Source organism: Jeotgalibacillus sp. S-D1 (assembly GCF_004358665.1).
Classification (GTDB): domain Bacteria; phylum Bacillota; class Bacilli; order Bacillales; family Jeotgalibacillaceae; genus Jeotgalibacillus.
Genome location: NZ_SMZR01000003.1, coordinates 295444 through 307533, shown reverse-complemented (window position 1 = coordinate 307533; position 12090 = coordinate 295444). Strand labels below are relative to the sequence as shown.

The 12090-nt window shown below is 39.6% G+C and carries 12 protein-coding genes; 10 read left to right on the top strand and 2 right to left on the bottom strand.

Annotation, left to right across the window (positions count from 1 at the left end; translation table 11 throughout):
- Positions 1-140: 140 nt before the first annotated feature.
- Positions 141-554, top strand: a complete 414-nt coding sequence (locus E2R51_RS12290; protein WP_133377369.1) for a MerR family transcriptional regulator — start codon at positions 141-143, stop codon at positions 552-554.
- 59 nt (positions 555-613) lie between these two features.
- Here E2R51_RS12290 and E2R51_RS12285 read toward each other — a convergent pair whose 3' ends face one another.
- Positions 614-1876: a helix-turn-helix domain-containing protein gene (locus tag E2R51_RS12285; protein ID WP_133377368.1), complete on the bottom strand. Its 1263-nt coding sequence runs from the start codon at positions 1874-1876 to the stop codon at positions 614-616.
- Between the two features lie 263 nt (positions 1877-2139).
- On the opposite strand from E2R51_RS12285, the gene E2R51_RS12280 reads away from it, so the two are divergent.
- The 7 genes from E2R51_RS12280 to E2R51_RS12250 all read left to right on the top strand — a co-directional run bounded on the left by E2R51_RS12280 (position 2140) and on the right by E2R51_RS12250 (position 10248).
- Complete coding sequence (locus E2R51_RS12280) at positions 2140-2349, top strand: mersacidin family lantibiotic (protein WP_240733066.1); 210 nt, start codon at positions 2140-2142, stop codon at positions 2347-2349.
- Positions 2350-2397: 48 nt separating this feature from the next.
- Positions 2398-2613 (top strand): mersacidin family lantibiotic, encoded by a 216-nt coding sequence (locus tag E2R51_RS12275; RefSeq protein ID WP_133377366.1) that lies wholly within the window; start codon positions 2398-2400, stop codon positions 2611-2613.
- A gap of 115 nt (positions 2614-2728) precedes the next feature.
- Entirely contained in the window at positions 2729-5878 is a 3150-nt protein-coding gene (locus E2R51_RS12270) for a type 2 lanthipeptide synthetase LanM family protein (protein WP_133377365.1), read from the top strand.
- Positions 5879-6120: 242 nt separating this feature from the next.
- A complete protein-coding gene (locus tag E2R51_RS12265) occupies positions 6121-6393 on the top strand; it encodes a response regulator transcription factor (RefSeq protein WP_133377364.1) in 273 nt (90 codons plus the stop codon).
- A 15-nt stretch (positions 6394-6408) separates the two neighbouring features.
- Complete coding sequence (locus E2R51_RS12260) at positions 6409-8577, top strand: peptidase domain-containing ABC transporter (protein ID WP_133377363.1); 2169 nt, start codon at positions 6409-6411, stop codon at positions 8575-8577.
- Positions 8561-10036, top strand: coding sequence for a S8 family serine peptidase (locus tag E2R51_RS12255; protein ID WP_133377362.1), 1476 nt, complete (start codon positions 8561-8563; stop codon positions 10034-10036). The genes E2R51_RS12260 and E2R51_RS12255 overlap by 17 nt, the downstream gene beginning before the upstream one ends.
- A 23-nt stretch (positions 10037-10059) precedes the next feature.
- Complete coding sequence (locus E2R51_RS12250) at positions 10060-10248, top strand: hypothetical protein (protein ID WP_133377361.1); 189 nt, start codon at positions 10060-10062, stop codon at positions 10246-10248.
- 52 nt (positions 10249-10300) lie between these two features.
- Here the strand turns inward: E2R51_RS12250 and E2R51_RS19835 are convergent, their stop codons facing one another.
- Entirely contained in the window at positions 10301-10447 is a 147-nt protein-coding gene (locus tag E2R51_RS19835) for a hypothetical protein (protein ID WP_165967215.1), read from the bottom strand.
- Positions 10448-10668: 221 nt separating this feature from the next.
- Between E2R51_RS19835 and E2R51_RS12245 the strand changes: the two genes are divergently transcribed.
- A complete protein-coding gene (locus E2R51_RS12245; protein ID WP_165967214.1) occupies positions 10669-11112 on the top strand; it encodes a hypothetical protein in 444 nt (147 codons plus the stop codon).
- Positions 11113-11204: 92 nt separating this feature from the next.
- Positions 11205-12089 carry an ABC transporter ATP-binding protein gene (locus E2R51_RS12240; RefSeq protein WP_133377471.1) on the top strand — a complete coding sequence of 295 codons (885 nt, stop codon included), beginning with the start codon at positions 11205-11207 and terminating at the stop codon, positions 12087-12089.
- Position 12090 lies beyond the last annotated feature (1 nt).

Sequence of the window (12090 nt, the reverse complement as noted above, 5' to 3'; positions counted from 1 at the left end):
GAAATCAACCACCCCGTTCAAAGTCAAAAATGATGGGCAATTACAGTATGATTTTGACAGACACGCTTTCTGCTGATAGAATTTCTTCAAATCTTAGAGTTAACTCAAAGTCTATTTCCAAATAAAAAGGAGATTATACAATGAAAACCTATTCAATCAGTGAAGCTGCAAATGAATTGAATTTAACCGCATATGCATTACGTTACTACGATAAAGAAGGATTAATCCCTTTCGTCGAACGGACAGCAAGCGGCACCAGGCGTTTTAAAGAGGCTGACCTTGACGCGTTGAAAATTATTGAATGCATCAAGTCAACGGGAATGCCAATCAAAGAAATTAAACACTTTATCGACTGGTGTTTAGAAGGAGATGCTACTTTACAGCAAAGATATGAGATGTTCGTCGAAAGAAAAGCGCGCGTAGAAGCACAAATGGAAGAAATGAAAAAGACATTGGAAATAATTGAACATAAATGTTCGTATTACAAAACGGCATTGGAGGCAGGGACGGAGGATATTCACAAAAATCCGAAATTGGAGTTTCCGCAATATTAGGTTGAAAGGGAGGGTCCTAGCTTAAAAAGTACAGGACCCTTCATCAGCATAAGTATCAATCAATGAACCTTTACAAGCGCAATTTGATAGTATTTAGCTGCCATTTTGTAAGCCCGAATGGCATTATAGTGTTCGGCCAGCTCGATACTGATCTCTTTAAGAAGTAATGGATATTTTCCTTCCTGTGCCAGCTGGACAGCCTGCTGCATTTCCTTTTCATAAGAAGGAAAATCAAAACGGGCTTTATAGATTTGGGATCTCAGGTGTAAAAGTTCAATGTGGACATTAGGAAGATTGAACAAAGAGGTTAATGTAAAGCCTTGTTTTAAATAGTCGTTTGCTTCTTCCCAATTCTTACGTTCAATACTTATTTCAGCCAGACACTTTATGGCATAAATGGTCTGCTCTTCATCCTTCGAGTTCATATCATATTTTATACTAGTGGAGTAATGCTCAATGGCTTGATCATATTTCTCTAATTTTTGATAGACTCTTCCATAATTGTATTCCAAAATAGGGGCGTAATAGTCTTTTTTATATTCCTCAGAGAACAACGAAAGTTCGTCTAAAACCTCTAATGCCTCGTCATATAATCCGTTGCGATGATACTGAATAGCTAATTCGGACATAGCATTTCCAATCCCCGATTTAATATCTTCTTCTTTAAATATATGCAATGCTCTTTTCGTATAGATTCTTGCAAGCTCCAAATCATGATCAATTTTTGTTCGTACTTTAGCGAGATTAAAGTAGGCTTTTGCTTCTCGCAAAGGTGCTTCTTCCTTTTGTAATGTTTGAATATGCAACTCAGCGTAAAACAATGCTTCTGAATAATTTTTTCGAAGATAAAAATATTTAAAAAGACCATTAAAATAGTAGGAGAGTTCATTTTCAGCTGTTGTTTGATCCAGCGAGATAACATTCTTTGCCTGTTCAACTAATTGATAAGCTTCTTTGATACTGTGGTTTGTATAATACGAAATTAAGACATAGTAGATTTTAATCAAAGTAGAATTCGAATGATTTTCCCGGGCATGTAGTTTTAGCAAGGCGAGATCCTGAGAATTAATTTTCTCAGATTGAATGTAGTCTTGGTAAATTCTATGTACATCAGGTTCCGCATCTTTCATATTCATATCGATGAGAAATTCAGGGGCCACATCCAGCACTTTGGCAACTTTCAGGATGAATGAATACGAAGGTTTTGCCTTGCCGCTCTCAATTTTACTAATATAAGTATTGGAACAAATCCCCTTAATTAACTCCGTTTGCGTCAATCCTTTATGTATTCTAATCTGACGTATTCTTTCTCCTATTTCCATTTTTCCACTCTTTTCATTGCATTCTCGGTGTCGCCTTTCTAAAGATAGATTTCATATAAAAAGGCATGTACTACATAAAAAACCCTACTTTTAGCAGGTATTATTTTTCTATATACAGTCAATTAGTCTATTAATTCTAATTAATTATATATCACGTATACAATATTTTGCAATTTTGCGTAGTGTTAGAAAATTCTGATTCAATATAATATACAGATAGCAACAAAATACCAAAACAAAACAAACAAGAGGAGATGAGTTACATGTCAAGAGAAGAAAAAATTAATGCACTGAAAAATCCTGAGGTCCGCAATCAAGGAATTGAAAATCCAGCAGGTAAAACAATGAATGAGCTATCAAGTGAAGAGCTGGCTGGAATTCAAGGGGCTTCTGACGTAAATCCTGAAACAACACCATTGTGTATCGCAGCATCTATTGGCGCAACTATTATTTTTTCAGTAAGAAATTGCTAGTCTGAAAAATTTAAACTAAACCAAAACAATTAATGGAGGAATGAAAAAATGACTAAACAACAAATTATCGATGCGTGGAAAAACCCTGAAATTCGTGAAGCTGTTGAAAAAGTAAAGCCTCACCCATCTGGTAAAGCGTTTAACGAATTGACGCTGGACGAGCTGGCAGAAGTACAAGGCGCTTCCGATGTAGCACCTGAAACAACACCAGCTTGTGTAGCAGCATTTACAACGGGTATGCTCTTCTCAATCAAATATTGCTAATACATTGCTTAATAGTGGAGGGCAGCCTCCACTATTACTTTTTAAATAAGGTTGAGGATGTCTATGACACTTCGTATGTATCCTCAACTTTATTTTTAGAAAAGGAGTGAAAGAGATGGAAAACGTTTTGACCCAAACGAATCATGAAGCGTACATACATGCATTATTTAGTCACGAAAGAAGGAAAGTTTTACAGGCAGAGGGAATGGATCCAGCTCGCGTAATTAATAAGTGGAGAGATCGTGTCTCAATGACTTCTGATGCCATTTTTCAATCCAAATTGTCCATCGCAGATCTTTCTGAGCAGGAATTTGCTGAAGCGATTACGCCGTTAGAAGAAAAAATGCTGGATGAAGTCCAGCTGCAGGAATTAACCTCCTTCTTGCGGTCAAAAATGAATGTAGATCTTTTTACAGAAGGGCTGCTCCTTTCTGAAAACAAAATAAAAATGAAGGAACAGCTTGATTTAGGATTATTTATTCGTCCATTCCTATCTTATATATCCAATCGGCTTGAGTTAATTTTAGAAGATCTTGCGCACAAACAGAAAGTTAATCATGTGAAGATCAAGGAAACATTCTTATTTGCAATCGGAACTCAATTGTTAACACAAGCTTCCAGATCGATCGTTTTGGAAATGCATGTTTCGAAATTAAAAGATGAACTTTATGGCAACACAGCCGAGGAAAGATTTCAATCCTTTATTAGAGAAAAAGCGCTAAATTCAACTGAATTGGTTAAATTCTATGAGGAGTATGCCACATTAACCAGAATCCTCATTTTACGCAGTGAATTTTTCCTTGAAAATGTGGATCTTGCCCTTAAAAGGTATGTAAAGGATTTTGATGCACTAACTAAAACGTTTGGGTTAGAGGATCATGAATTGGAATCGATCGATTTTGGCCTGGGTGATACGCATCAAAAGGGGAAAACAGTCGGCAAATTCGTTTATGCAAATGGCAAAACAATCATTTACAAACCTAAAGGGCTGTCAATCTCACTTAAATATCATGGTCTACTGGAATGGATCGCTGAAAGAGTTGAATTTCCAACGCTATCTCCTTACAAAATTTTAGATTTTCAAACTCATGGCTGGGAAGAGTGTGTGCCATACAGCAGCTGTAAATCGGAGCAGGAGGTGAAGCATTATTTTCAGCGATTTGGCGTTCTGCTGGGTCTTATGCATTCAATTAAAGGAGCCGATTTTCATCTGGAAAACATCATAGCAGGAGGGGACACGCCTTTTATCATCGATCATGAAACGCTGTTCCACCAAAGTCCAAAGCTTGATTTTCCGAATTCTGTGGAAGTTGACTTAAAATATGAGCAAGCGGATTCTGTGGTTGGTACTGGATTGCTTCCTATCGCGATGTTCAAGAATGCAGAAGGGAAAGGGATCGACCTCAGTGCCCTCAATGGAAAAGAGCAGGAGCTGCCTTTTAAAGTGCTGAAGCTTGAAAATGGCATGACGGATGACATGAAATTTACGATGCAGTCTGAAAAATTCCGTGGCGCCAGTAACCTGCCTACCTTAAATGGTGAGGGCATCGACGCGGAGGATTATTTGGAGGACATTTTAATCGGTTTTGAAAACATTTTCAGGTTTTTTATTGACCATAAACAGGAACTTCTTCGACCAGAAGGACCGATTGAATCCTTCCGACAGGAAAAAATCCGTATCGTGGCAAGGGCTACGCAGCAATACTTTAATTTCCTAAATGAATCAAGTCACCCTGACTACATGAGGGATGCGCTTTATTTGGAGAATTTATTTGATCGCTTATGGTTTTATCCTTATATAGATAAACGGATTATTCACCATGAAATCCTGGATTTATTTGAAGGCGATATTCCATTTTTTAATTCGTATGTTGATTCCACGGATCTTTATACGAGTACAGGAGTAAGGATAGAGAACGTTTTTCCTAAAAGCGGATTTGAGCTCGTAGTGGATCGAATTAAAAAATATGATCTTAACGAATTACAAACACAGCTTGAGTGGATCAACACGGCTATTGTCGGTTCAAAGAAAGAAGAACCAAGCAGGAAGGAAGAGAAGTGGATTGATGAACCAGTTCCGCAAGATGTTGATTTGTTGTTCTTGAATGAAGCCAAATCAATTGGAGACGAGATTCTTAGTAAGCTGCGTTTTTCAAAGACGCAAGACAAAGCTTCCCTCCTGTGTTTGACACCCGGTGGAGAAGGAAACTGGTCTGTCGCGCCAGCCCTGCAGGGTTTTTATGATGGCCTGGGGGGAATCTCTCTCTTTTTCCAGTACTTGTGGCAGGAGACAAAAGAAGAGCGTTATAAGCGGGCTGCTGAAGCAACTTTACGATCAGCTGTTTCACCTATGGTTGAAAATCGGGGGTTGATTTCTTCATTCACCGGGCCGTTTTCTCTTTTGTATCCAATTGTGCACTTTCATAAAAACTTTGATAGCAATCTATTTGACTGGAAAATCAATGAAATAAAACAAAAACTGAGATTGAGCGTTCAAGCCGATGAAGTGTTCGATTTCCTCGGGGGATCTGCCGGGATCTGCCATCTGTTAATGAATGTCTATGAATGGACAAGTGATCGGGAATACCTGGAAATAGCAGAGCTGTACGGGAATCATTTAATTGCTAACAGCCATTCTATAACCAAAGATAAGACAGCCTGGCCATCTGGAGACTCAGGTACTTATTTAGGCGGTTTCTCCCACGGCACCAGTGGAATTGCCCAAAGTCTATTTCGTCTAGCCGATTTTACCAAGGAGCTTAAATATCAAAAAATGGCTGAAAAAGCTCTGTGCTACGATCAATCGCTCTTTAATGTAGAAAAAGGGGCCTGGAAAGATAACCGTCATGTTGAGGAACGGTACATGCATCAGTGGTGCCATGGTTCAACGGGGATTGGTCTAAGCAGGATGACGATCTCCAGCTACACAGACAATCAGCTGCTAGACACTGAAATTTATCAAGCAATGCAAAATCTTCGAGCGCATGGTTATAAGAACTCGGATTCCTTATGTCATGGGAACTTTGGAGATACTGAACTATTTTTACAGGGCAGCCTCTATTTTCAGGATCCTGTTTTGTTAGAGGAAGCAAAAAAAATAGGATATAACCGAGTATTGCAGAAAGAAGCAAGAGGATTTTATCAAGTAGATGGGCCAAATGGATTTATTCAACCAAGCTTATTTACGGGGATGGCTGGCGTTGGCCTGCAGCTGTTGAGACTTTCCAATCCAAAGGCAGTACCGGCAGTTTTGTCGTTAAACTGAATTCAACTTTATAAGAAAAAACACTCTGGAAATTGAACGATGTTTCCCAGGGTGTTTTTTTTGATCTATATTTTCGGCTTTAAGGATATTTATCCATATAAAGGGATTTTAGTTAAAGAGTCAGGTGATAATTTGAATTTTTCTTTACGATATTTAAGTATTTTTTACTTATTCTATTCACCTTTCGGGATTCCTTATAGTAAACGTAGGAAACAAATTAACTAAATGGGGGATGCAATTATATGGCAATCAAGCAATTAAGTAACAGAGAACGTGATGTCGCTGTCTTAGTCGCTAAAGGAAAAAAAGATGTGGAAATAGCGAGGATTCTTTTCATTAGCCGGAGGAGAGTTGGAGAATTGATTTTTAACATTAAAGAAAAGTGGGAGATCACTTCCAGGGTGGAAATCGGAATAGGGGTTTACTATTTTGGCTGGCTTCAATTCCAGGATGATCAAGACGCTTGGACGCCTCCATTTTATACAACAGGTCACTTGCAAGAAGTTCAAATTTAGAAGGGGGAGGGAGCCATGGCTAATAAAGTTCCTTTTATTGAGCAAATGGAACACAGTGAATGCGGGCTGGCAAGCCTGGCGATGGTGTTTTCGTTTCATGGAAAATATGTCTCGTTAGCTGAACTAAGAGAAACCTTTGGTGTTCCCAAAGGAGGAACATCCCTTTATCAGCTGATGCTTATTGGAAAACATTACGATTTAGATGTAAAAGGGTTTAAAGCTACAAAAGAAGCTCTTAAGGACATGACACTGCCGGCAATTATCCATTGGGAGAATAAGCACTATGTCGTTTTAGAATCCATCGCTACCCATCATGTTGTGGTAGTAGATCCAGCCTTAGGGAGACGGAAAATTCGTCATGAAGAGTTTGACGAAAAATTTACAGGTTTTGCACTTTGTTTAACGCCTACGGAGCAATTTGTAAAAGAAAAGGGTCCGTCACACATTAAATTCTTCTTATCATTTGCGCTAAGTAAACCTAAACTAATCATTTTTATTCTTTTTGGATCGCTTGTTTTGCAGCTATTTACTCTTGTTGTTCCATGGATGACCACGTGGATAACGGATAACATCATTATCCCGAAAAACGGGGATGCGATGAGTTCAATTGGAATTGGATTGTTTGTTTTATTTATTAGTTTTCAACTTCTTTCATGGTTTAGGGGGTTTCTGGTCGCTAAACTCCAGACCACCATCGATAAAACATTAATGGAACGGTTCATAGGCAAACTTTTGACCTTGCCATATAATTTCTTTGAAAATCGTTCAGTTGGTGAATTGTTGTTCCGGGCTAACTCGAATGTGTATATCAGACAAATTCTATCCACAAAGGTAATTTCCTTTTTAATTGATGGCATTTTGGTATTCACTTATTTGGCCGTGATGTTTCAATACTCGGTCCGAATGACTTCGATGGTGCTGGTAATTGGCATTGTTGTATTTGTCCTATTAGTTACGAGCACAAAGGTTTCAAAAAAGTTATCGGACCAGGACGTTTCAGCTCAATCAAAAGTGCAGAGGATTTTGTCAGAAAGCATCAATGGAATTAGCGATATTAAAGTGATGGGCCTTGAAAAAATGGTGTTTTCTGAATGGCGCGATCTTTTTCATAATCAGCTGAGAAGTGCTGAAAAACGGTCGATATGGGTTTCATCAATCAACACAGTGGCTTCTTCTGTTCAGTTTATCCTTCCGGTGTTTCTTTTGTGGTACAGCAGCCCGGCTATTCTTAACGGCTCTATGACATTGGGCACCGTTTTAGGTTTTAATGCGCTGGCAATGGCCTTTATTACCCCCATCATCTCAATTGGCAGCGGATATGGAGAGCTCACCTACTTAGGTTCCTATCTTCAGCGCTTGTATGATGTCATGCAGGCAAAATCAGAGGTGACAAATCATGATGACAAGGAGAATATGCAGCAAGCTGCTTTTAAAGGGAGCATTGAGTTTGAAAATGTATCATTCCGACATAACCACTTTAGTGATCTGGCAATTAAAGATGTATCTTTTAAAATTAATGCTGGAGAAAAAGTGGCAATTGTTGGATCTTCCGGATCGGGCAAAAGCACCATGGTTAAATTGCTTCTAGGTCTCTATTCACCAACATCAGGAAGCATTAAATTTGATGGGAAAGACAGTTCGATGATCAATCTTTCCTCGCTGCGCAAATCGATGGGTGTGGTATTTCAGGAAGCCCGGCTCTTTAATAAAACAATTGCCCAAAATATTACAGCCCAAAGAACACACATTGAGAAGGCCAGTGTGATCGGTGCTGCCAAAAAGGCAAATATATACAAAGAGATAATGGATCTTCCATTGAATTTTGAAACCACTGTTTCGGAGTTTGGTGCTAACTTTTCCGGAGGACAGAGGCAGCGTTTATTGATCGCCAGGGGATTAGTTGCAGATCCTCCTATTCTCATTCTTGATGAAGCGACAAGTGCATTGGATACATTATCGGAAAGCTCCATTGATAACGAGCTCAACTATATGTCCTGTACGCGAGTTGTCATTGCCCACAGATTAAGCACCGTTCAAAACGCAGATCGAATTATCGTTATGGAGGATGGACAAATCGTAGAGGTTGGCAATCATAAGGAATTATCTAAACAAAAAGGGTACTACTACAATTTATGTAAAGCTCAAACTTTGATAGGGGAGTTGAAAAATGAACGTTCAGCTTAAATTAACCAGAAACTTATTGGTCGTTCTTACTTTAGCAGCGGGTATGAATGGTTTCGATTCATCTGTCCATGCTTCATCTTTATCTGCCCAGTTGACTGGACCGGAAGAAAATGAAGCGAAAACGGTTTATCTGTTTCAGGAGGGTGTGAATTTAAAATCAATTGTCGCGGATATTCAAAAAACAGATTCAGGGGCAGTGATTGATCCAATAGAAGAAATAGCGACATTAACGGTTAAAGCTTCCAGTATCTCTCAAGGGGTAGCGGTTGAGAAAGTAGTTCAAAGTAAATATGGGACGCTTATTGAAGAAACAGGTAAAGACCCCACGGTGACTTCGGGTGATGTCCAGCCTGATGGGATGCGGTTCATGCCACCTAATAAACCGAAGGCAGTGATCCAGTCCGCTGCCTCACCTTCTCAAGAACTCAACAGTGAGGAAGACTCCCTCTATAAGAAGTGGCTGTGGGATATCGACCTTGTTACTCAGAACGGTGCGAGTTATGACATTGAAGGCGGAAACCACGACGTGAAAGTCGGAATTGTAGATAGCGGCCTGGACTTCAATCATCCTGATTTAAAGGACAATATTGTTTCAACAGGCCGATCATTCATTGACGGGGTTACGGATACACAGGATTACATGGGCCATGGCACGATGGTGGCTGGTTCAATTGCAGCAAACGGGAATATCCAGGGGGTTGCTCCAGGTATCGGGCTGGTTCCATATAAAGTATTCCATACCGGAAATGCGGATTCAAGCGATGTTATTGAAGCGATTGTAACAGCAGCAAGGGACGATATGGATGTTATTAATCTAAGTCTGGGTGTGTACAAATCTTTAAAAAACAAGGAAGAAAAAGCTGTACATAAAGCGTATGAACGGGCGCTGAAATTTGCAGAACGAGAAAACAGCTTCGTGGTCGCATCAGCTGGTACAGAAAATATAGGATTTGATCTTTCCAATGCAAAAGAATTGGCAGAGGCCCGAGGGTACCCGGGCGATGCCCAGCTTCATATGCCAGGGGGGTTAAATCGTGTGTATACGGTTGCTGCCACAAATAAAGACAATGCTTTAACCTCCTACTCGAACTACGGCAAGAATGTGTCAATTGGATCACCGGGAGGAGACTTCGGACCACTTGCCGATCAGGGAATCTATGACGTGAGATATATGACACTTACAACCTATCCGACTCATTTAGTTCAATCGCCAACCAGTACCTATGCCGGCTTTGAAAAGGGGTATGAATTCATGATGGGAACGAGCTTAGCTGCCCCTAAGGTGTCAGCGACTGCAGCCCTTGTCATTGCAGAATATGAAGAAGTGCACGGAAAGAAACCAAAGGTCCGCGAGATTAAAAAGCTGTTAGATGAAGGCGCTATGAAGGCAGACTCGAAGAAGAAGTTTGGACCGGGAATTATTAGTGCCTATGATTCCTTGCAGGCAATCGGAAAGTAGAAAAAATAAGGGGAGGGACTAGAATGAAAAAGTATTTTCTTAGTTTTTTGCAAAAGAAAGATCACGGATTAACGAATAACCATGCTCCTGTTGAATTGTCTGATGAGGAAATGATGGGAATCGAAGGTGCTTCCAACGAGTATCTGGATCACTTTTATGAGCAGGACAGAGTGAAAGGAATACTCGATCCCATCTATCAAAAGGCTTTATAAATGAAAGAAGTCATTCAGTTTAAACTGAATGACTTCTAAATAAACTTTATGTTTACATCACATCAGATTCCCGGTCAAGTGGAAGGATATCTTCTTCAGCCATTTCAATATGTACGTCAGTTGCTGGAAAGTCTGCAGAATAGTCAGTGGCTAGTGTAATAGAAGCAATAATGGTAAGAGAAACAAGCAGTTTTTTCATTTTTTTAATCCCCTTTGTGTTTGATGTTTTCTTCTTGTATTCATCATAAAGCGGAAGCATCGTTAAAAATAATTAGTAAAAATTTCTCTTTTTTTTCTGAAGAAATTGCAATATTCAACATGACTTTTTACCCAAACCTGTTTTCGATGCATAACAGAGGTGATGAAAACGTCCCGGTATTATTGGAATTATTGAAATTTTTATCAAAAGGAGGAATGATGATGGATATCGCCTACCCGTTTACGATTTTCAAGAATGCAAATGATGAAAAATGTGTAAATGAACCTCTTATACATTTAAATACGCTTGCTCAGATCTGCTTCCGTGCTTCAACTCAGGCAACTGATTTTCCCATGCCCCACCTTCTCATCCTGGATCCCCAGGCTGTAGAAGGAGTCAGTCAATCCGGCCGCTTTGAGATTGATTTCACTCACAGTTATTTAAAAAAAATAGGGGAAATTGATTCTTTCATTTCAAAGGAGAACGGTTACCGTCTGGGGCTCATTCATAAAGAAATGCCGTCAGAGGAGCAAGTACAAGTTATTGAGAGCTATCAAAACGCAATACTCTTACATGGTGAACTAAAAGTTACGTTACAAAAGAAAAAGGTACGTTCTAAAGAAACGACCATTCAATGGATTACAGTAAAGGAGATGATCAGATGAAAAACCTACTAGTATATGGACTGCTCGCTGTAGCAGGTGTTCTTACTGTTGCATTGATTAAAGTATTTTTATAGAAGAAAGGGAGATACATGATGAATTTGACAATCAAAGATGTTAACAAGCACTTCGGCCCATATCACGCTGTGAAAAATTTATCGTTATCTGTCAATCAAGGGGAAGCTGTTGGTCTTCTGGGGAGAAACGGTGCAGGAAAAACGACCACTATCCGAATGATATTGGGGCTGCTGCAGCAGGAGAGCGGGAGCATTCAATGGGGTGGTAAACCGTTAGTACGTAAAGACGTTAAGCTTGGTTATTTACCTGAAGAGAGAGGGCTTTACCCAAAGATGAATATGCTGGACCAATTGATCTATTTCGGTCAATTGGAAGGCATGAGTAAGCGAGCTGCGAGACAGGAAGCATTGAAATGGATCGAGCGATTAGGGATAAACGAGTATATCAAAAAAGACACAGGGGATTTATCAAAAGGAAATCAGCAAAAGATTCAATTGATCGCAGCGATTATGCATGATCCGGATCTCATTATCCTGGACGAACCCTTCAGCGGACTTGATCCTGTGAATGCACAAATGCTCGAAGAAGTTATAGGAGACCTTATTCATCGTAACAAAACACTGATATTCTCCAGCCACAGAATGGAAAGCGTAGAGTCTTTCTGCGACAGGGTCTACCTGATGAAGCACGGAGAGGTTGTGCTTTCCGGATCCATTTATGACATCAAGACCCAATATGGATTTAAATACGTGAATATTGAATCACCTCAGCCCTTAGAGGAGCATTTGACGGGAATGCAAACGGATTTTGTCAGAAAGGGAAAGGAATATCAAGTGCAGGTGAAAACCATGGAACAGGGTCTGCACCTAATTGAAAAATTAAAAAGCATCGTTGATATTCGAAAAATCGGCATTGCCGATCCATCTTTGAACCAAATATTTATTGAAAAGGCAGGGGATTAAC

What these genes read in the sequence shown, in the direction of transcription:
- E2R51_RS12290 (WP_133377369.1), top strand. Translation starts at nt 141, where the DNA reads ATGAAAACCTATTCAATCAGTGAAGCTGCAAATGAATTGAATTTAACC.
- E2R51_RS12285 (WP_133377368.1), bottom strand. Translation starts at nt 1,876, where the DNA reads ATGGAAATAGGAGAAAGAATACGTCAGATTAGAATACATAAAGGATTG.
- E2R51_RS12280 (WP_240733066.1), top strand. Translation starts at nt 2,140, where the DNA reads ATGTCAAGAGAAGAAAAAATTAATGCACTGAAAAATCCTGAGGTCCGC.
- E2R51_RS12275 (WP_133377366.1), top strand. Translation starts at nt 2,398, where the DNA reads ATGACTAAACAACAAATTATCGATGCGTGGAAAAACCCTGAAATTCGT.
- E2R51_RS12270 (WP_133377365.1), top strand. Translation starts at nt 2,729, where the DNA reads ATGGAAAACGTTTTGACCCAAACGAATCATGAAGCGTACATACATGCA.
- E2R51_RS12265 (WP_133377364.1), top strand. Translation starts at nt 6,121, where the DNA reads ATGGCAATCAAGCAATTAAGTAACAGAGAACGTGATGTCGCTGTCTTA.
- E2R51_RS12260 (WP_133377363.1), top strand. Translation starts at nt 6,409, where the DNA reads ATGGCTAATAAAGTTCCTTTTATTGAGCAAATGGAACACAGTGAATGC.
- E2R51_RS12255 (WP_133377362.1), top strand. Translation starts at nt 8,561, where the DNA reads ATGAACGTTCAGCTTAAATTAACCAGAAACTTATTGGTCGTTCTTACT.
- E2R51_RS12250 (WP_133377361.1), top strand. Translation starts at nt 10,060, where the DNA reads ATGAAAAAGTATTTTCTTAGTTTTTTGCAAAAGAAAGATCACGGATTA.
- E2R51_RS19835 (WP_165967215.1), bottom strand. Translation starts at nt 10,447, where the DNA reads ATGAAAAAACTGCTTGTTTCTCTTACCATTATTGCTTCTATTACACTA.
- E2R51_RS12245 (WP_165967214.1), top strand. Translation starts at nt 10,669, where the DNA reads ATGGATATCGCCTACCCGTTTACGATTTTCAAGAATGCAAATGATGAA.
- E2R51_RS12240 (WP_133377471.1), top strand. Translation starts at nt 11,205, where the DNA reads ATGAATTTGACAATCAAAGATGTTAACAAGCACTTCGGCCCATATCAC.